This is a genomic window from Pseudoalteromonas sp. TAE56 (genome assembly GCF_000497955.1).
GTDB lineage: Bacteria > Pseudomonadota > Gammaproteobacteria > Enterobacterales > Alteromonadaceae > Pseudoalteromonas.
The window spans coordinates 1-20422 of the sequence record NZ_AUTN01000142.1; the positions used below are offsets into that span (position 1 = coordinate 1).

Genomic DNA, 20422 nt, shown 5'->3' on the forward strand with positions numbered 1-20422 from the left:
CTTTTATACAGTAGTTCGATTGATTGAAGGCTCCTCTATTGAGAGACCGATAACAAGAAAGAACGCTGTATAAACTCCAAGCATTAAACTCGGATAGTCAACGGGGCCTCGAGCCCGAATCGCAAGGCAGAGTCAGCTTATTATGAATACACTCAATAATCAAAATGAAATTAACGTCGGTGTCGATACAGGTAAAACTCAACTCGATATTTACATCCGACCTTTAGATATATATTTCACCGTAGAAAACAATGACGGCGGCATTAAACACGCTATAAAAACACTAAAAAAGCACCCAATAACGCGTGTTACTATTGAAGCAACTGGGCGCCTTGAACACCCCTTTATTATGGCGTGTGCTCAAGCGAATATCCCTTTCGTTGTTGCTAATCCCGTTAATATTAAACGTTTCGCAGGCGCTATTGGCCAAAAAGCAAAAACAGATAAACTTGATGCGCAACTCATCGCTCATTTTGGTGAAGCAATAAAGCCACCACTCTCTTCTTTAAAGCCAGAGCAGATGCGCTTGATGAGTGATTTACTTTCTAGAAGAAGGCAGTTAATGGATATGCAAACGATGGAGAAAAATCGTTCACAAATAATGCCAAAAACAATATCATCACTAATAAAACCTATCCTAACGGCATTAAAAAATCAGATTGAAAAAGTAGATTTGAAACTACAAAAACTCATCAAAGAATGTGACGAATATAAGGTCAAGAATGACATTATTCAAAGTGTGCCTGGCGTTGGGAATGTTGTCGCATTTAACTTACTTAGTGACATGCCTGAGCTTGGGTGTGTAAACAATAAAGAGGCTGCATCACTGGTTGGTGTTGCACCATTTAATCGAGAAAGTGGTGCTTATCAGGGTAAACGGATGATACGAGGTGGACGGCCAAAAATTAGAACCGCAATGTATATGGCAATGATGTCAGCTATCCAATGTAACCCTAAATTTAAAGCTATTTATCATCGGCTAGTCGCGGCAGGGAAACCTAAGAAAGTGGCTATTATTGCCTGTATAAGAAAGCTTATAGTAATCATAAATTCTATGGTGAGGGATGGTGTCATGTGGGATCCTAAAATGGTTTGAAATTAGGAATTGACACCATAGTCACTTGTTATATGTTTATTTGCTGGAGTAGTGCTCAATAGAGTTCCTAAGCATATCCTCATACATTTCAATATACTCTGTAATATTAGCTTCGAGGTTGTTTGGGGATGATTTATCAAGAATGTTTTGAGCATTGTAGCAAGCGGTAGCAAATAGCATTGAAGAGCTTGCTTGAGACATTGAAGTCTCAGTTTCAACTTCAATCGCTTTTTCTAAATACCGGCCGACTACTTCTTCAAATTTTTCATCCATACTCTGAACATTCCCTAAACATATAATAGCTTTATCAGAGGACACTTTCCTCTTTTTACGAGCAAAGTATGTCCTCTTAGTTATTTTTAATAGTAATAGCAAATCTTGTAACACATTGCCAGTTATAAACTTTCAGGCGGGTTGTTCTTTTAATGATATGCACAAATGAGGAAAACGTCCTCATTTTTTGACTTAGGAGGAAAAACGCCAGTACTGTACGTAAATGCAGCAATTAAATATTTAAAATGAAAACCAAATCCGATTTTAAATCATTTAATAGTCACTAAAGAACGGTGGCGATAATGTAAGTAGTCGCTTTAAATACACTTGCTTGTGTAAGCATATTATAGAAGGTGGTTTAGGGTCGGTGGAAGCTGTAAAAACGGGGTCATGGATTATTTACTAAACGCGTCTTCCTTTTTTTGAAACAGGGTAGACGCGTTTAAATATTATTTATTTGGCTTTTTTAGCCTCTAGATTTTCTATTTCACTCCAGATTTTTTCGGCTTCTGCACTTAACATGGCAAAGCTTTTAATGTCGCCTTTTCTTTGTGCCTGCATGCCTTGCTCTAGTTTTACGTCGTATTCTTTACGCAGTTTTTTTATTGGGTCAGGCTTTAAAAATGAAAACATTAGTATTCTCTTAATTTATTAAATTATATGTATTTAGTGTACGCATTAATTGGCTTAATAGTTCTTTGTTTGGTGAAAATGTTTACTTTGCGCTTTTAAAGCGCAAAGTAAACACGGTGTAGTTATTAACGTACTGTGTGCTAGTTCTGGTTCTAGTGCTTACGTTTGCGGCTCTAGGCGTTTAATACCTTGCCCATCAATACCTAAATAAATAAAACCATCACTGCCTTGAGCTAAGCTGCGTACTCTGCCTATTCCGTCGAGTATTTTATATTGCTTAACAACCTTACCCTTTGAGATTTCCAATGCGCTAATAAATGCAAATTTCATTGATGCTAGTAATAGCTTACCTTTAAGCTTTGGGTATTTATCACTCGTTACGTACAACATATCGGAAGGGGCAATTGAAGGGGTCCAGTGTAATACGGGCGATTGCATGCCGTCTTTTTCTTTAAGGTCTGTAAACTTGGTACCGCTGTAGTTAACGCCATAACTTACTAAAGGCCATCCGTAGTTAGCGCCTTTTTTTATTATGTTAAGCTCATCGCCGCCGCGTGGCCCGTGTTCGTGAGACCATAAAATATTATTTTGATTATCAAACCACATGCCTTGTGGATTACGGTGTCCATAAGACCATACCGCATGTTTTGCATTTTTTTGTTTAACAAACGGATTATCACTTGGGATATTACCATTTTCGTGTAAGCGATAAATTTTACCGCCATCACGGGTGAGATCTTGCGGGTTTATATCGCGCGAGCNTGCCGTAGTGTTGGCCTTTGGTACTATTATGCTCGCCTTTGTATAGCAATTGCTGATCAGACAACTGCGTATGATCGCTACTTAGCTTGGCGCGCATTAAGGCGGTGTTACTTCCGCTTCCTTTGCCTTCACTACTTGCGTAACTAAAGTACAGCCATTGGTTTTGTTTACTGTCGGTGTGTAGTGATAAATCAAGTAATCCACCTTGGCCATTAGCGTCAATGTCGGGCAACCCTGAAACCTCAGTTAATTTAGTGGTATTTTTAGGTAATAAAAATAACGCTCCACTGCGCTCAGATATTAATAAATCACCATTAGCTAAAGGCTCAATAGCCCAAGGTATAACCACACCTTCTGCCGCTGTTACTGCGTTAACGCTAAGCGATAAAGTATCGAGCTGTTTATAGTTTTTTACGTAATCGCTTTTTGCATGCGCGGGTGCGTTAGTAGCAAATATAGCAACGGCTAAGCCTGCACTTATTAGTTTAGGGAGTGTGTTATGTGACATTAAATTTATCATTATGGCTTCCAAAATTAATTCAGTCTTACATCACCTTAACATGGCATAAATAAATTTGTTAAGTGTTGAGTTGAATGAAAAATACACACTTATATGTTTATAAAATTACCTCTTCACAGGAAATTGTTTTAGCAATTAGCGCTAATAAAAAAATTGAATAATTACTCTATTGGGGTTGAAAACTTAAAATTTGAGCGTACACTTGTGCGCTGAAGTTTGGGCGTACACGTGTAAGTTCAAAATAATTAAGATTTGATAGAGATTTAACCATGATTACTCAAGTATTAAACCAATTTTCAAAATGGTTTTTACACCATCAAAGTTTTGCAGGCTACATAGAGCCAATAATGCAGGTGTTTAAACCTGCGTGGCGTGCAGGGCAGTTTAGAGCGCAAGTAGTTAGTACCGCTGTGCTTGATGGCGGTTTTTTAAGTGTGCAGCTTAAGCCAAGCAAACAATGGCAGGCGCATACGTCAGGGCAGCATATAAGTTTAACGCTTGAAATTAATGGGCGATTATTAACACGCGTTTTTACCGTGGCCTCAAGCGCACAGCAATTTAAAAATACAGGTTTGGTGCGCTTACTAATCAAAACAAATGCGCAAGGGCGCTTTACAGGCTTACTCAGTAGCGCATTGAAAGCGGGTTTGTGGTGCAATATTTCTGCGCCAAACGGCGACTTTGTATTTAAAAATACACATACACCGGCTACTTTTGTTGCCGGTGGGTCGGGTATAACACCTATGCTGGCTATGCTTGATGATTACTTAAGTCAAACTACGCAAAAAGTCTCGTTAGTGTATTACGCAAAAGCCACTGAGCATCAATGTGTTGATGAGCTAAGTGAGTTGGCAGCGCAATTTGAGCATTTTTCGTTTTTATTATTAACGCGTGAGCAATCAAGCGACATAACCAGCAATATTAAGCCGTGGGAAAACCCAGACATTTACTGCTGTGGCCCTGCAGCATTTATGCAAACGGTGAGCGATTTTGCTAAAACGCATAAGCTAAATTACTACCAAGAAGCCTTTGGTTTGGCGCTGCCTAGCTTAAACGACGACAGCCAATTTAATGTGAAAATTAACGCCAGTGCCCATGTTGTATCGGGCAACGATGTTTTATTGACTCAGTTTGAAGAAAAAAAGCTACCCGTTAAACGCGGTTGCGGTATTGGTATTTGCCACCAATGCCAATGTATTAAAAAGTCAGGCGTGATACGTAATTTAAAAACAGGTGAATTGAGTGACAACGGCGAGCAGTTAATCCAGCTTTGCGTAAGCCAACCTGTTAGTGATTTGGAGTTAAAATTATGAAAAACATTAACTATGACATGCTCGCAAGCGAGTTAGATGCCATAAAAATGGACACTCTTGGCAAGGTGGGTCAGCAAGATGCTGACTACATTCGCTCTGTTGTGCGCAAACAGCGAGTGTGTGAATGGAGCGGGCGAATTTTGCTTATGCTTGGTTTTATTCAGCCATTACTGTGGGTTGCAGGTGTACTGTTATTAGCGCTTGCTAAAATTTTAGACAATATGGAAATTGGCCACAATGTAATGCACGGCCAATACGATTGGATGAACGACAAACAGCTTAACTCACAACATTATGAGTGGGACATTGCGTGCGATGGACAAAGCTGGCACCGTGTTCATAACTTTGAACACCATACGTATACTAATATTATTGGTAAAGACAGAGACTTTGGTTATGGATTATTACGCCTGAGCGATGATTTTAAGTGGCGTTTTAAAAATGTATGGCAGTTTTTTACGTATATTAATTTAAGTGTGCTATTTCAGTGGGGCGTGTCGTATCACGAGTTAGCTGCAGAGCGTGTTTTTATTGGTAAAAAGAAAGAAAACCGCGAAGGGCTTGTATCGCACTCAACACTAAAGCAGCGCTTTTTTAGTAAAGGCGCTCGCCAGTTAATTAAAGATTATGTGATATTTCCGTTACTTGCAGGGCCTTTATTTTTATGGGTATTGGCGGGGAATTTAGTGGCAAACTTAATCCGTAATTTATGGACGTCGACCATAATATTTTGTGGTCACTTTACTGAAGAAACAGAGACCTTTAAACAAGAAGACTGCGTAAACGAAACCCAAGGGCAGTGGTATTACCGCCAAGTACTGGGCTCGTCTAATATTAAAGGGTCGCATTGGTTTCATGTTTTAACAGGGCATTTGAGCTGCCAAATAGAGCATCACTTATTTCCTGATATGCCGTCTTCGCGCTATCAAGAAGTTGCACCGCAAGTGCAAGCTGTTTTGCAAAAACACGGTATTGATTATCACACTGGTGGCTTTTTTAGACAGTATACGTCGGTGTTAAAACGTATTATTAAATATTCGTTTAAATAAATTATTTGTTTTAAACAATCGATCTATGTAACAGCATAGGTCGATTTTTTGTTTATAGCACCCAATGCGGTTGATTAGTAAACAGCACTTGCAAAAAATTCTCATAGTTAATTAAAAAAGCCTTACTTTAGCTATGGTTAAATAGCGTGTGATTGTCATACAATGGAGGAAAATAGACCACACAAGAGAGATTAAAATGGCCGCATTTGGTACCGTGTTTATGCCGCAGATGATTCAAGCTCGTTTTTCTGATAATAAATGGAGCGAAAGCTCAATTGTCCCTTCCGATAAACTTGAACTTCATGCTGGTGCGCACGTTCTTCATTATTCAAGTACATGTTTTGAAGGCTTAAAAGCCTTTCGCCATGAAGATGGTTCTGTTTATCTTTTTAGAATGGATGCAAACATTGCACGTATGCAACAAAGCTCAGCGCTATTAAGCTTACCGAGTTTTGACAGCGATATGCTAAAAACGATGATTATCGATATTATGCGTGAATACGCAGATGAAACGCCATTACCGCCGGGCTCTATGTATATTCGCCCAACGCACATTGGTACAGAGGCTGCAATTGGTAAAGCCGCAGCGCCATCAATGAGCTCGCTTTTATATACATTACTATCGCCAGTAGGTGATTACTTTGCCGGTGGTGCAACTGCACTACGTGTACTGCTTGAAGAAGATGGCATGCGCTGCGCTCCGCACATGGGTATGGTAAAAAGTGGTGGTAACTACGCCAGTGCTCTAGCACCTATTAGCGCTGCACGTATAAAGTACCAGGCAGATCAAATTTTGTTTTGCCCAGGTGGCGACGTTCAAGAAACTGGTGCTGCTAACTTTATACTTATTGATGGCAACGAAATTATTACTAAAGCGCTTGATAGCACGTTTTTACATGGTGTAACGCGTAATAGTATTTTAACCATAGCCAAAGACTTAGGTATGACGGTAAGCGAGCGTAACTTTAGCGTTACTGAGCTACTAGAGCGTGCAGCTAAACCTGGCACTGAAGCTGCGCTTTCGGGCACTGCAGCTGTACTAACTGCTGTGGGTACGTTTATTCATAACGATAAAGAATACAAAGTAGGTACTGGCGAGCCGGGCCCTACTACAGCACGCCTTCGCCAAGCATTGAACGATATTCAATGGGGTAAAAGTGAAGACAAGCACGGCTGGTTAACTAAAATCTAATAATAGATTTAGTAATAGATTTAATAGTAACTCGCATTAAAAAGCCACCTAATCGGTGGCTTTTGTGTGTTTGGTTACTTTAAGCTGTGCTTATTAAAACTTCATTTCTATTTTGCCGTACACGTAGCGTCCGTTAAATCCATACGGTGAAAAGCTTGAGTATGCAAATAAACGTGAGAAGGTGCTTACTTCGTCAACATTTTCGCGTGTTGCATCTGGGTAAACATCAAAAATGTTATTCGCTCCCAAGCTTAACGATACGTTATTGGTAAGTGCATAAGCTACGTCTAAATCAGTGATCCATTTTGGTTTTAGTACTTCATTTAGCTCTGCCGTTGATGATGGATCTTGAGTTTCACCGTAGCGTGTTGTTCTAAGCGTTGTACGAATATCATCGTTAGTCCACGTTGCACTTAAGTTGTACTTATTACGCGGTGTGCTTACTTCAAAGCGACGCAGCTCATTACCAGAGAACAAGTTGTCTTGATCAAACCCTGCGCCTTGTAGTTCTGCTGGTGGGTCGATGATATTGGTCACTTCATTTTTGCCGTAGTTATAACCGAGGTTAAAGGCTAAATCGCCGTAACCATCGGTTGCTACATTATAAGAGGCAACCACATCAACACCACGGGTTTTACTGTCAATTGCGTTTAAGAAGAAGCGGCCCTGATTAGCACCGGTACCTTCAAGTAGTTGCTCAATAGCAGCGCCCGATAAGTTATTTGATAACACAATGCGGTCATCAATTAATATTTGGTAGTAATCAACCGATAAGCTGAAATTAAAGTCGGTAGACCATGTAAAACCAACGCCGTAGTTTGTTGCTTCCTCGGCATCAAGACCAGGCGAACCAAGCGCTTTTGCTACATCGCTGCCTGGTGCAAATGTGCCGGTTTCGGTTGGTTCGCCATCAACAAATACAGTGGCTACTGAGGTAAAGTATTGCTGTTGTAACGACGGTGCTCTAAAACCAGTAGAAACCGATGCGCGCAGCGCTAAGTCTTCAGTTAACGAATAACGCGTGGCAATTTTACCGTTGAGTGTATCGCCAAAATCTGAGTAATCTTCGTAACGAGCGGCAACCGCAAGGTTCCAATCGTCTGTTAGGTAGGTTTCAAGGTCGATATATAGGCTCACGTTATGGCGGCTATTGTCGCCTTCTGATTCGGGTGTAAAACCTGGAAATACTTGTGAACCCGCTGCGCCAAATGGGCCATCAACTGGGTCGGTTACTGCACCACCTGGGCCAAATGTGCCTTGTGCATATGAAGCTTCTTCGCCTGCATCAATCTGGTAACCTTCGCGGCGATACTCAGCACCTACGGCCACACTTACTGAACTTTCTAAAAAGCTGACGTCTACCTCACGATTAAAATCAACATTTAAGGTAAGTTGATCGTAGGTAAGTGTTCCTGCATCAAAGCTTGTTTGGCTAGTAGGGCCGTATGAGGTATTTAAGCTATTTATAACGCCAAACTCGAACGCATCTTGACCATATACGGCCGATACATCGTAATTCCATTCACTTATAAAACCTTTAGCGCCAAGTGCCAGCGAAAAGTCATCTATGTCTGAGGTGATAACAGGTAAAAAGCCATCAGGGTATACTTCTTCTATATTACGGCTATCACTCGCGCGGCGATAAAACCCGCCACCTTCGCCTTCACGTTTGCTGTAAGAGCCAAACGAATATAAGTCGACTTCGTTTGTTAACTGGTAACCTGCGTTATAAAACATTGAAAAGTCTTCAACATCGCCATTACCAAAGTTATGGTTATAACGGTTTACGGTAAGTTCGCGAGGGTCTAGCGATCCATCTTCTAATCGAGCATAGTTTTCACGGTTATCGTAGTCTGAGCGGTTGGTTGAGTGGCGATCGCGGTATTCTGTTGAGATGTTTAAAAAGCCATTATCTCCAAGCTCAAAACCCATATTACCTTGCAGTGTTAATGTTTGACCGTCTGTTAAAGAGCGATCGCCACCTTCGGTAAATGCTAAATTTCCGTCGCTACCTTCAGATACAGATTCAAGCTGTGGTACACCGTCCATTTCGGTTACGTTAGCACCATAAATAGCCGCAACTGAGCCACCACTACTTGCGCTTTTAAGCACAATATTAATAACACCCGCTATAGCGTCAGAGCCATATTGCGCTGCGGCGCCATCGCGTAATACTTCAATACGGGCAATAGCATTTGCTGGTATTGCATTTAAATCAACCGATGATGAACCACGACCCGTTGAGCCATTTAAGTTAAGTAATGCGTTGCTGTGGCGGCGTTTACCATTAACAAGCACTAAGGTGTGATCGGGTGCTAAGCCACGAAGCTGAGCAGGGCGTACATGGTCGCTGCCATCAGTAAGTGATGCCTGCGGGAAGTTAAAGCTGGGTAATAAACTGCTAAGTAGGGCATTCGTTTCAGTAAAGCCAGAATTTTTAAGGGCATCAGCGCCAATTATATCGATGGGTACTGCGCTGTCTTCTACTGTGCGGCCTAATCGGCGAGAGCCAATTACGCTTATTTGTTCAATGTTTTCTTCTGCTTTAGTGTCTTGCTCTGCAGCATTTGCTGAGAGCGAACCAAGTAGTGCAGCAGATGCGCTCATTGCGAGTAATATTTGTGGTACCGATTGCTGTAATTTAAATAACGGTTTTCTATTCATGCTGTATTTCCCCATACCCATTGAATTATTTTAGTTTTGTACAAAAAGATAAAGATCAAACCTCTTTGTTACCTTGAACATATACTTAATTAACAAAGCCAGTCAATTGAATAACATTCAATTAATTTAGGTGTTTTTATAATTACATTTGGTTGTTTTTTATGATGACCATTGTTTTGGTTATATAGCGAAGGTGATTGCTAAGTAATTGATGGATAATGAATTATATTTAAAAGTTAAATTTAACGTTTAATTAACTGGTAAGATGAGGTTGATAGGTTTAACTAGTCATGAGTAGAAAGCCATTTTTATTGGGCTGGCAATAAACAACTGTTCACTTATAAATATTTTTAAAAACATAAAATACAAAAACACCGTTAAATGTTAATTAAATTAACATTTAACGGGTGTGTTATAAATTATGTACTACTTATTAGAACCTATACTTTAAAGCATGAAGTAATTTTGTTTTTATAAGTAATTAGTATAAAAAAGACTACTAAAAAATAGTGTTAAAATTTAATTTTTCCAACAAGCATGTCTTTAAACATGACCCAATCTCCCCATAAACTGTAAAAGGGGTGTTTAAAAGTAGCTGGGCGGTTTTTTTCAAAAAAGAAATGCCCGACCCACGCAAACCCATATCCAATAACAGGTAATAGCCATAATAAACTATATTGCTGTTTCAATAATGCTATTGCTATTACAGCAAGAACGAGGGCGCTTCCTATAAAATGTAAGCGGCGGCAAGTCACGTTGCGATGCTCTTTTAAATAATAAGGGTAGAAGGCTTTAAAGCTTTTAAACGTGGGGTTTGTACTTTGCATGGTGTGCTCTTTTATTGTTTTTTATTTTATCAGGGTTGTGCTATTAGAGCGTAAGTTTACATTTGTTTACAGCGATAAATGGCGCTTAACGCATCTAAATAGACAAAAGGGCTAAAAGTTAATAACTTATGTGCACTATTAATAAATAAGAATGGAACTCAGGATGTTTAAACACACTCTAGCATGTGCTGTAATTGTAGCGCTTAGCGGCTGTTCAGAGCCAACTAATACGGTAACTCAAGAAGAAGTAAAAGCACCAATGAAGCAAGTTAATGCAGTTATATACCCAGAAACAAAAAAAGGCGATATCGTAGACACCTACTTTGAAGAAGCAGTTAGCGACCCATATCGTTGGCTTGAAGATGATATGAGCAGCGAGACTGCCGATTGGGTTAAAACGCAAAACAATTTAACGTTTTCTTATTTAGAACAAATACCTTATCGCGATAAGTTAAAGCAGCGCCTTGAAAAACTAATGAATTACGAAAAAATAGGCGCTCCTTTTACTGAAGGCGATTACACCTATTTTTATAAAAACGATGGCTTGCAAAATCAGTATGTTTTGTATCGCAGTAAAGATGGCGGCGACGTAGAAGTATTTTTAGATCCAAACAAGTTTAGTGACGATGGTACGACGTCTATGTCGGGTTTATCGTTTTCAAAAGATGGCTCATTACTCGCGTATCAAATATCTGAAGGTGGCAGCGATTGGCGTAAAATTATAGTTATTGATGCACATACTAAAGAGCAAGTTGAAGAAGCGCTAGTTGATGTTAAATTTAGTGGTATAGATTGGTTAGGCAACGAAGGCTTTTATTATTCAAGTTACGAGAAACCTAAAGGTAGTGAGCTTTCGGCCAAAACAGATCAGCATAAAGCGTATTACCATAAGCTAGGTACTGCTCAATCTGCTGATAGTGTTGTATTTGGTGAAACTGATGAGCAAAAACATCGCTATGTAGGCGCTGATGTAACTCATGACGGCCGCTACTTACTTATTTCAGCTAGTACGTCTACTTCAGGCAATAAGCTGTTTATAAAAGATTTAGCAAAAGAAAACAGTGAGTTTGTAACGGTTGTAGGAAATACTGATTCAGATACATCAGTTATTGATAACGAAGGCAGCAAGCTGTTTTTAGTTACTAACCTTAATGCACCAAACAAAAAAGTAGTGACGGTTGATGCAAGTAACCCAAGCCCTGAAAATTGGGTTGATTTAATTCCTGAAACCAAAAACGTACTAAACCTGACAAAAGGTGGCGATACCTTTTTTGCCAACTACATGGTTGATGCTATTTCGCAGGTAAAACAGTACAACAAAAAAGGCGAACTAATTCGCGAAATTACGTTGCCAGGCGTGGGTACTGCACGTGGTTTTGGCGGTAAAAAAGAACAAACAACGCTTTATTATTCGTTCACTAACTACAAAACACCAGGCACTACTTATACGTTTGATGTAACTACGGGTGAATCGGGTGTTTATCGTAAGTCGGCTATTGATTTTAATAGCGATGATTACACGTCTGAGCAGGTGTTTTACACATCAAAAGACGGTACTAAAATACCGATGGTAATTACCTATAAAACAGGCATTAAGCTTGATGGTTCAAACCCTACTATTTTATATGGTTACGGTGGTTTTAATATTAGTTTAACGCCAAGCTTTAGCCCCGTTAATGCAGTATGGCTTGAACAAGGTGGTGTGTACGCCGTTGCTAATATTCGTGGTGGCGGTGAGTACGGTAAAGACTGGCATAATGCAGGCACAAAATTGCAAAAGCAAAATGTGTTTGACGACTTTATTGCAGCGGCTGAGTACTTAAAAGATAAAAAGTACACGTCTAAAAAGCGCTTAGCACTTCGCGGTGGCTCTAATGGTGGTTTGTTGGTTGGCGCAGTGATGACGCAGCGTCCAGACTTATTTCAAGTGGCTCTACCTGCTGTAGGTGTACTTGATATGCTGCGCTACCATACATTCACTGCGGGCGCTGGTTGGGCATACGACTACGGTACCAGTGAGCAAAGCAAAGAAATGTTTGAATACATTAAAGGTTATTCACCACTTCATAATGTAAAAGCAGGTGTTGAGTATCCAGCTACTATGATTACAACTGGCGATCATGATGACCGCGTTGTCCCTTCACATTCGTTTAAGTTTGCAGCTGAGCTTCAAGCAAAGCAAACGGGTAATAATCCAACGCTTATTCGCATAGAAACAAACGCAGGGCATGGTGCAGGTACTCCAACAAGTAAAACAATTGAGCAGTACGCTGATATATTTGGTTTTACGCTGTACAACATGGGTGTAGAGTCGTTATAAGAGCGATTTAACTAAATAGCTAACTTTAATAGCTTAGCAAAAAGGCCGAGTAAATTTAATTTACTCGGCCTTTTTAATATTACTACTGCATAGGTGAAAACAATCGTTGATACGTTTTATAAGCGTATTCGTCGGTCATTCCACTTAAGTAATCGCAAATTATACGCATACCCTGGTTTTGCTTTTGCGCTTCTATGTATTGTGCTTGTGTTGTTTCGGGCAATAAACGCAGCGGATCGCTAGCAAACGCCGTAAATAACTCTATTAGTAAATTTTGCCCTTTAAACTCTATTTGCTGCATTTCGGGGTCGCGTATTAAACGTTGAAACACAAAATGCTTAAGTATTTGCAATACACTGTCGTATTGGGCATCTAATTTAGCGGTGTACTTTAAAATAGGGCATTCAAAGTCATCGTTTTGAATATCCAAATGTATATGAATAATAAAGGTATTAACCAGCTCACCTATGGCATCTTTTCGCTCATAATCATTTTTTGAAAACAAGCGTTGGGTCAGTGACTCAAGCATGGCGTTTAGCCAGTCAAAGTTTAGTACTTTTAAATGAGGTAGAGCATGAGTTTGCCAATCGTCTAATGTGAGTACGTGGGTTGCAATGGCATCTTCTAAGTCGTGTACCGCGTACGCTATATCGTCGGCATGCTCCATTATAGCGCTGTCGAGCGATTTATACGTTGTTTTAGCGCGGTGCTTATCAATAGCGGCATGGCTACCTAGCAATGTTTTATCGTTTTGACTCAGTGGTTCTACTATCCAATTAAATATGGCTGCATCGTCGTTGTATAACCCTTTGGCAGGTCTCCAATCATCCGCTTTTATAAATGCACGACCAGTTGTATCGTCAGGAATGGTATGCCAAAGCGTATTAATAAACGCGGGGTATTTTATAAAGCCTAATAAAGTACGACGAGTGAGGTTCATGCCGTGGCCATTACTGTAGGGCTCAAGTTTTGCAACTATGCGCAGTGTTTGTGCGTTACCTTCGAAACCACCGTGATCGCGCATCATGTAATTTAGTGCTATTTCACCACCATGCCCAAAAGGCGGATGGCCAATATCGTGCGCTAAACAGAGTGTTTCTAGCAGTCCGGTTGATGGAAAGTGCGTAAAGTCGCTATGTTGCGCTTTTAAATGGCGCAATATGCCAGTACCAATTTGCGATACTTCTAAAGAGTGAGTAAGGCGAGTGCGGTAAAAGTCGTTTAGGCCAATACCCATAATTTGGGTTTTAGCTTGCAAACGTCTAAATGCAGCGGCATGAATAATACGAGAGCGATCGACCTGCCACGGCGAGCGGTTATCGTTAGGACGATGTTTATATTGCTCTATTATTCGGCTTTGCCATTGTTTATCCATACTGCTTACTCACACATAGTTAATATTATTAAACTTTGCCCAGTATACCCATGGACTTATAAATTGCGAATGAACAAATGCACTACTTTTCGTTATTCGCGTTTATAAAGTGGCTTAGGTATAATGTGCCTTCGTATGCTTGTGTATTAACCATGCATAATTAGTTGTTTGAAAGAGAGAATACATGCTAAGAATTATTTTTCAGTTTTTGTTAACCGTATTTTTTGTATGGGCGCTTGCATATCCGTTTATACAAAGTGACGACGTTGATCAGGATGAACAAACGTCAGAACAACCCAAAAAAGTGAAGAAAAAAGAAAAACCATTACATAACGTAAAATTACCTAAGTTTTCTGAATTTAGTGATGTAAAAGAAAAAAAACATGCATTTTTTAGCTTTATTCGTCCGCATGTAGAAGCCGAAAACAAAAAAATACTACAGCAACGCGCTAAGCTAGAAATAGCACGCATGATGCTCCAAAACGAATTACCTTTAGAAAAAAAGCAAAGCAAAGATATTGCTAAAATTTTAAAGTCATACGGCTTACCAACCACAGTTGATACGCTCATACTTACGCAAGCATTACGCCGTGTTGATATAATTCCTAAAGAATTAGCGCTTATGCAAGCTGCAAATGAATCTGCGTGGGGCACATCACGTTTTGCACGTATTGGCCTTAACTTTTTTGGTCAGTGGTGTTACACAAAAGGTTGTGGCATGGTGCCAAAACGCCGTAATACCGGTGCTGCGCACGAAGTTGCTGCGTTTAAATCGGTAAGAGCTGCTATAAACTCTTACTTTAAAAACATAAATACGCATCCTGCTTATAAAGATTTGCGCGCAATACGTGAAAACTTACGTCTTGAGCAAAAACCAATTTTAGCGACTGAACTTACACATGGTTTAATGTCTTACTCTGAGCGCGGTGAAGCGTATATAGAAGAGTTAAACACCATGATTAGCCAAAATAGAGCCTACTTTGATGAATAAATACATTTTTAATTGTACCAACGCTATTGCGTTAGTACTGCTGAGCATTAGTGCATTTAATGTAAATGCAAGAGAGTTTGTGATGTCGTATGACGGTTTTTACGACCGCTTAAAAATTGTTAACAAAGGCGATTTTCAATATGCGCGAGTTAACTTTTACATTAGTGATATTGGTACTAATGAAACATGTGCGATTAAAAGCGGTACGATTTTAACCGAAAGAAACGAGTATCCACTTAACTTTACCGATAAAGCACAATTACTATTGCCGTTCGATAAGCAGCTTGATACCGATAAAGCGGTCATTGTAGTAGAGCCGCTCAATCCTGTACACGATTGCCAATTAAAGCTACAAATAGAAGCAAACGAACTTGAAGGTTTAGCGTTTTCAAAGCAGTCGTTATATACCATTAACGACGAACTTGATGAGTTGTTAACTGATTTGTCGGGCTTTTTTGTAAGTAAATTAATGTGGTTTTTATTACCAGAGCAAAAGGGCGTAGCAGTTACATTTAAAAGCCCAATGCAATTTGATGATAAGAGCATAACGTGTGAAAAGTCAGTATGTTACTTTGCAGTTGAAGATAGCTGGGAAGATGATAGCGCGGTGCTTGGCGATATATCGCAAGTAATAAAAGTAACGCCTTGGATTGTTAAGTGATCAGCGTTTAGCTAAGTAGCTAACCTATAAAAAGCGGCATTTAGCCGCTTTTTTTGTACCAAATTCTGTACTCGTTTTTAGCCTTTAGTTCTTATTTAATAAGTGGTGCTGAAGAGTCTCGCTGCATTAAAGTGGGTTCAAAAAACCGATTTATAACGAGGTTTTTATTTTGATATACGTCTTTAAGCACTAGTTTTGCTGCCATTTCGCCCATTTTCCCGACCGGATTATCTATGGTCGTGAGTGTAGGGTACAGGTAGTTTGCAAAAATAACGTTATCAAATCCAACAATCGATAAGTCGTTTGGTAAATTATAACCGTGCTCTCGTGCGTACTTCATAGCACCGGATGCCATTTCGTCATTGGCACATACCAGTGCGGTAAAGCTAAGTTTTTCATCAATAAAATGTTTTAAGGCTTTACTACCGCCAGTTTCGTTAAAGTCGCCAATATAATAAAGAGCAGGATCAAACTTAATGCCAGCTTCTGTAAGGGCTTGTTTATGACCCTCTAAGCGATTAAATGCATCGGCTTTAAACTGCGGACCTGCAATATACGCTATTTGTGTATGCCCTTGATTTAATATCGATTTAGTGGCCAGGTAGCCACCTAATTGGTTATCTAGGCTGATACAGTTGTCTTTTAGTTGCTCTACGTAACGGCTCATTAAATAAACAGGTGTAGAGCCTTCGCTTAATTTTATTAGGTAGTCATCTGAGACTGCTTCTACGTGCAAAATAATGGCATCGCAGCGTCTGCTAATTAAAAAATCAATGCCTTCTTGCTCTTTGTCTTCTTCACTGTGTCCGGTGGTAATAATAACGTGCTTACCCGCAGCACGAAGCTCTGACTCAATACCTGCCATCATTTGGGCAAAGAAAGGACCATGTAACTCAGACACTAAAATACCGACACTGTTAGTGCAGTTAGAGGCTAAAGATTGCGCTATTGAATTAGGCTTGTAGCCAAGCTGCTCCATGGCATCAAGCACTTTTTGTTTAGTTTTATCGCTTACGCGGGTATTTTTGTTCATCACGCGAGAAACGGTGGCTAACGATACGCCCGCAAGCTCTGAGACTTGATAAATTGTTGCCATGTTATTTGTTCACTCGCTTATCCTTAACTATTTCGGCTAAATAATACCTTAGAGTATATATCTTAACTAGCTGTTAGTTTAGATTGAATATTTTCAACAACTTGATTAGTTAGTGTATATTTTTTCATTATGTAGGCAACAAATAATGAGCCAAAAGCAGGTAGTACAGTAAATGAAAGTAAAATACCGTGTTGGGTGTCGAGGGTTTGTACTGCATCGGCCTGATAGCTGTAAAAAGATAATAACCAGCCTGCAATTGCGCCGCCTACAGCCACGCCCATTTTAATAAAAAATATGACGCCTGAATAAACCAAACCCGTAATGCGTACACCTGTTTTTTCATGCCCGTAATCTATAGTGTCGGCCATTTTTGCCCACAACAACGGGGTTGCCATATCTAAAAAGAATTTCCATAAAATAAAGGCCGAAAATGCCAGTACTAAAGAGTCTTTATTAATAAAGTAACTAAAACCACAAATAGCAGCGGCAATAACTTGTAAGCTTATATAGGCCTTTATCTTACAAAAGCGCTTTGCAAGTGGTTGAGCTAAAGCACAACCTACCATGCTGGCTGCAACACCTAGCGTCATAAATAAGGTGATTAAATCGTCTCGACCTAAATAGTATTTTACGTAGTAAACAGCAAGCGTAAGCCTTAATACTTGCCCGGTAAGTAAAAAAAATGCAGCTAAGCAAAGTGTTCGCCATTGATCGTTTTTAATTAAGGCTTTAACACTTTTGGCAAAAGGAATGTTTTGCTCTTTTGGCTGTTGTATACGCTCTTTTGTGCCTAAAAAACAAAGTAAAAACAGTACAAAACCTAAAATGCTCATTGCAGTCATTGTGTATTGATAGCCTTTGGCAGCATCGCCTTGGCCAAAATACTCAACCATTGGCATAGTACAACCCGCTACTATTACGCCGCCTAGCATACCAAATACAAACCGGTAAGACTGAATAGTAACGCGTTCTTTTGCGTCTGCAGTAAGTACGCCGCCCAATGCACAATAAGGGATATTAATAGCGGTGTAGACAACCATAAGAAGTGTGTAAGTAGTAAAGGCATAAATTATTTTATCGGTGCCTTCTAAATCGGGCGTAGTGAACGCTAAAATACTTATAATAGCAAAAGGAAGTGCAAGCCAAAGTAAGTAGGGGCGAAAGTGCCCCCAGCGCGTATGTGTTTTGTCAGCAAGGTTACCCATTAATGGATCGGTTACGGCATCAAAAATACGCACTGCTAAAAACATAGTACCAACAACGGCAGGCGATAAACCTACTACATCTGTGTAGTACAGCATTAAAAACATCATAACTGTTTGAAAAATAATATTACTGGCGGTGTCGCCTAAGCCATACGCTATTTTTTCTTTTACACTGACCATGATTGTTTATCCCGCTTTGTGCTTATTATTATCTATTTGAGATAAGTGCTTTATAGGCTAAGCCACTATTTTTAATAGTACGTTGCTGCGTTTTATAATCAACATAAACAATACCAAAGCGCTTTAAGTAGCCTTCTGCCCACTCAAAGTTGTCCATTAAGCTCCAAGCAAAGTAGCCACGTATAACAACACCCTGTTCAACTGCATTGTGAACTGCGTTTAAATGAGTATTATAATAACTTAAACGGTCTAAGTCGTTAACTTCGCCATTATTATATGTGTCGGGCATTGCTGCGCCATTTTCGGTTATATAAATAGGCGGTAGGGTGTATGTTTTATTAAGCGATACGAGCAGGTCGGTAAACGATTGCGGGTAAACCTCCCATCCCATATCAGTCAACGGACCCGTTGGTGCAATGGGTTCATAAATATCAGTAGGGTGCGCTTTATAAACTTGGCGGGTGTAAAAGTTAATGCCTAAGTAATCAATTGACTGAGAAATTAATTCCATATCACCTGGGTGTATTTCTGGTAAATGATCCTCAGGTAGTTGGTTAATTATATCAGGGTATTTACCGTCCATTATTGGTTTCATGTACCACTGATTTAAATAGTCATCAGCGTATTTGGCACTGTCTATGTCTTGTTGAGTATCTGTAAGTGGGTAGGCGGGTGTAAAGTTAAGCACAATGCCGTTTTGAGTATCAGGCGATGTTTTATTTAGCACGTTCATAGCCAGACCATGAGCGAGTAATAAGTGATGAGCTGCTTTTTTACCATACTGCTTGCCTACTAGACCTGGGGCATGTATGCCAATCTCGTAACCTAAAAACGCACTGCAAAAGGGTTCGTTTAATGTAGCGTAAGAATACACTCGTGTTCCAAATGCGTTAGTAATTAGTTCTACGTACTGCTCAAATGCATAAGCTGTTTTTCTGTTAAGCCAGCCGCCTTCATCTTCAAGGTGTTGCGGTAAATCCCAGTGATACAAAGTAACAAAGGCTTTTATATTTTTTCGTTTTAGCTCATCTAAAATATCAGTATAAAACTTAACGCCTTGTATCTCTCATTGATTAATGATTAGCTATCATTTATCACATCGAAGTCAGTGAGCTTGCCTTTACGCCTAGTATTTAATACTGCGCCGTAGATAAAGCCCTGACTTTCTATTCTCACAAACTGAATGGTATCCAAGCACACTTTTTTTAAGTAGATGCTGTATGTACAAGGGGAGTAAGTAGAGATGATGTTTATCGGCATTGATATTAGTAAAGAGAAGATTGATTTATCGTGGTTGAGAGACCAGCTTACAAACAAAATTAAAACAAAAGTCTTTAAAAACAAGCATCAAGACTTTTTAGCAATAGAAAAATGGCTTTTAAATACAACTAAAAGCGCTGCTAATGAGCTCGTTATCACCCTCGAACCAACGGGTGTTTATCATGAAGCACTGATGTATTTTTTACACGAGCAAGGCTTTAATATTATTTTAGCGAATCCCGGTAAAGCTAAAAAGTATGCAGACGCTTTAAACATAATTCATAAAACAGACAAATCTGATGCAACGATGCTTGCTCATTACGGCTGTGCTAAGCACGCAGTCGTTAGTTATTGGCAACCTGATGCATTAGAAGTTAGAGAGCTTAAAGCCCTTATCCGTCGTTTAGATGCGCTTGAGAGTAACCGACAACGAGAAGCTAACCGATTAGAAGCAAGTGAATTCAGCAACGTTTCCGCGCGTGTTTGCCAATCGATAAAAGTAACTATCGCGTTTTTAGATGACGAAATTAAACAGCTTAAATCTGACATTGATAACCACATAGATAATGAACCTGATTTAAAAAGAAACAGGAAACTACTTGAGTCTATCCCTGGCATAGGGCCCGTATTATCGAGAGAGCTGACGTATTTATTTGCGGCTAAAAAATTTAATAAAGCCAAAGAAGCGGCGGCTTATTGTGGATTAATTCCACGGCATAATGAATCGGGTAAATTAAAAGGGCGAACATCAATCAGTAAACTTGGGCCAGCCAGAATTCGATGTAAACTTTATATGGCGGCCATTGTTGCAGGGCAATGGAATAAAACAATAAAACGACATAAGTTAACGTTAATAAATAATGGTAAAACACCGATGCAAGCTGTGTGTGCAAATATGCGAAAGCTCATTCATATATGTTTTGGTGTAATAAAAAACCAAGAAGCGTTTAAGCTCCAAGAAAGTTAAATACGACCTTGAAGCTTAAAATGAGAGATGGTATCTAC

Annotated in this window: 15 protein-coding genes and 2 pseudogenes; 8 read left to right on the forward strand and 9 right to left on the reverse strand. The window is 39.6% G+C overall.

All coding sequences use genetic code 11. The annotated features are described in order from the left end of the window. Nucleotides 1-142 precede the first annotated feature (142 nt). A complete protein-coding gene (locus L656_RS0117215) occupies nucleotides 143-1096 on the forward strand; it encodes an IS110 family transposase (protein WP_024598675.1) in 954 nt (317 codons plus the stop codon). 36 nt (nucleotides 1097-1132) lie between these two features. Here the strand turns inward: L656_RS0117215 and L656_RS0117220 are convergent, their stop codons facing one another. The 3 genes and pseudogenes from L656_RS0117220 to L656_RS01000000122390 all read right to left on the reverse strand — a co-directional run bounded on the left by L656_RS0117220 (nucleotide 1133) and on the right by L656_RS01000000122390 (nucleotide 3284). Beyond that, entirely contained in the window at nucleotides 1133-1369 is a 237-nt protein-coding gene (locus L656_RS0117220; protein ID WP_024600116.1) for a DUF3144 domain-containing protein, read from the reverse strand. 453 nt (nucleotides 1370-1822) lie between these two features. After that, entirely contained in the window at nucleotides 1823-2002 is a 180-nt protein-coding gene (locus L656_RS0117225) for a DUF6435 family protein (RefSeq protein WP_024600117.1), read from the reverse strand. 159 nt (nucleotides 2003-2161) lie between these two features. Further along, a pseudogene (locus tag L656_RS01000000122390) lies at nucleotides 2162-3284 on the reverse strand (PQQ-dependent sugar dehydrogenase). Nucleotides 3285-3553: 269 nt separating this feature from the next. Between L656_RS01000000122390 and L656_RS0117235 the strand changes: the two are divergent. From L656_RS0117235 to L656_RS0117245, 3 genes are all read left to right on the forward strand, one after another. Further along, the gene (locus tag L656_RS0117235; RefSeq protein WP_024600118.1) at nucleotides 3554-4597 is read left to right on the forward strand and encodes a flavin reductase family protein; all 1044 of its coding nucleotides are present in this window, start codon (nucleotides 3554-3556) and stop codon (nucleotides 4595-4597) included. Further along, nucleotides 4594-5646, forward strand: coding sequence for a fatty acid desaturase family protein (locus L656_RS0117240; RefSeq protein WP_024600119.1), 1053 nt, complete (start codon nucleotides 4594-4596; stop codon nucleotides 5644-5646). Before L656_RS0117235 ends, L656_RS0117240 begins: the two co-directional genes overlap by 4 nt. A 190-nt stretch (nucleotides 5647-5836) precedes the next feature. After that, a complete protein-coding gene (locus L656_RS0117245) occupies nucleotides 5837-6838 on the forward strand; it encodes a branched-chain amino acid aminotransferase (protein WP_272941825.1) in 1002 nt (333 codons plus the stop codon). 93 nt (nucleotides 6839-6931) lie between these two features. Here the strand turns inward: L656_RS0117245 and L656_RS0117250 are convergent, their stop codons facing one another. Beyond that, on the reverse strand, nucleotides 6932-9502 hold the full coding sequence (locus L656_RS0117250; RefSeq protein WP_024600120.1) for a TonB-dependent receptor plug domain-containing protein: 2571 nt from the start codon (nucleotides 9500-9502) through the stop codon (nucleotides 6932-6934). Nucleotides 9503-10014: 512 nt separating this feature from the next. Further along, nucleotides 10015-10329, reverse strand: a complete 315-nt coding sequence (locus L656_RS0117255; RefSeq protein WP_024600121.1) for a DUF962 domain-containing protein — start codon at nucleotides 10327-10329, stop codon at nucleotides 10015-10017. Nucleotides 10330-10492: 163 nt separating this feature from the next. Here L656_RS0117255 and L656_RS0117265 point away from each other — a divergent pair, with 163 nt between their 5' ends. Then, nucleotides 10493-12649 carry a prolyl oligopeptidase family serine peptidase gene (locus tag L656_RS0117265; RefSeq protein ID WP_024600122.1) on the forward strand — a complete coding sequence of 719 codons (2157 nt, stop codon included), beginning with the start codon at nucleotides 10493-10495 and terminating at the stop codon, nucleotides 12647-12649. 82 nt (nucleotides 12650-12731) lie between these two features. Here the strand turns inward: L656_RS0117265 and L656_RS0117270 are convergent, their stop codons facing one another. Further along, on the reverse strand, nucleotides 12732-14024 hold the full coding sequence (locus L656_RS0117270; protein ID WP_024600123.1) for an anti-phage deoxyguanosine triphosphatase: 1293 nt from the start codon (nucleotides 14022-14024) through the stop codon (nucleotides 12732-12734). 184 nt (nucleotides 14025-14208) lie between these two features. On the opposite strand from L656_RS0117270, the gene L656_RS0117275 reads away from it, so the two are divergent. Then, nucleotides 14209-15015 carry a glucosaminidase domain-containing protein gene (locus tag L656_RS0117275; protein WP_024600124.1) on the forward strand — a complete coding sequence of 269 codons (807 nt, stop codon included), beginning with the start codon at nucleotides 14209-14211 and terminating at the stop codon, nucleotides 15013-15015. Beyond that, nucleotides 15008-15676 carry a DUF2987 domain-containing protein gene (locus L656_RS0117280; RefSeq protein ID WP_024600125.1) on the forward strand — a complete coding sequence of 223 codons (669 nt, stop codon included), beginning with the start codon at nucleotides 15008-15010 and terminating at the stop codon, nucleotides 15674-15676. The genes L656_RS0117275 and L656_RS0117280 overlap by 8 nt, the downstream gene beginning before the upstream one ends. A 91-nt stretch (nucleotides 15677-15767) precedes the next feature. On the opposite strand, the gene L656_RS0117285 is transcribed toward L656_RS0117280, so the two are convergent. From L656_RS0117285 to L656_RS0117295, 3 genes and pseudogenes are all read right to left on the reverse strand, one after another. Continuing rightward, complete coding sequence (locus L656_RS0117285) at nucleotides 15768-16772, reverse strand: LacI family DNA-binding transcriptional regulator (protein WP_024600126.1); 1005 nt, start codon at nucleotides 16770-16772, stop codon at nucleotides 15768-15770. A gap of 62 nt (nucleotides 16773-16834) precedes the next feature. After that, complete coding sequence (locus tag L656_RS0117290; protein ID WP_024600127.1) at nucleotides 16835-18157, reverse strand: glycoside-pentoside-hexuronide (GPH):cation symporter; 1323 nt, start codon at nucleotides 18155-18157, stop codon at nucleotides 16835-16837. A gap of 28 nt (nucleotides 18158-18185) precedes the next feature. Beyond that, nucleotides 18186-19214 (reverse strand): annotated as a pseudogene (locus L656_RS0117295) (family 1 glycosylhydrolase); the annotation flags it as partial. A 186-nt stretch (nucleotides 19215-19400) separates the two neighbouring features. Between L656_RS0117295 and L656_RS0117300 the strand changes: the two are divergent. Then, the gene (locus tag L656_RS0117300; protein ID WP_024599096.1) at nucleotides 19401-20384 is read left to right on the forward strand and encodes an IS110 family transposase; all 984 of its coding nucleotides are present in this window, start codon (nucleotides 19401-19403) and stop codon (nucleotides 20382-20384) included. The last annotated feature ends 38 nt before the right edge of the window (nucleotides 20385-20422 follow it).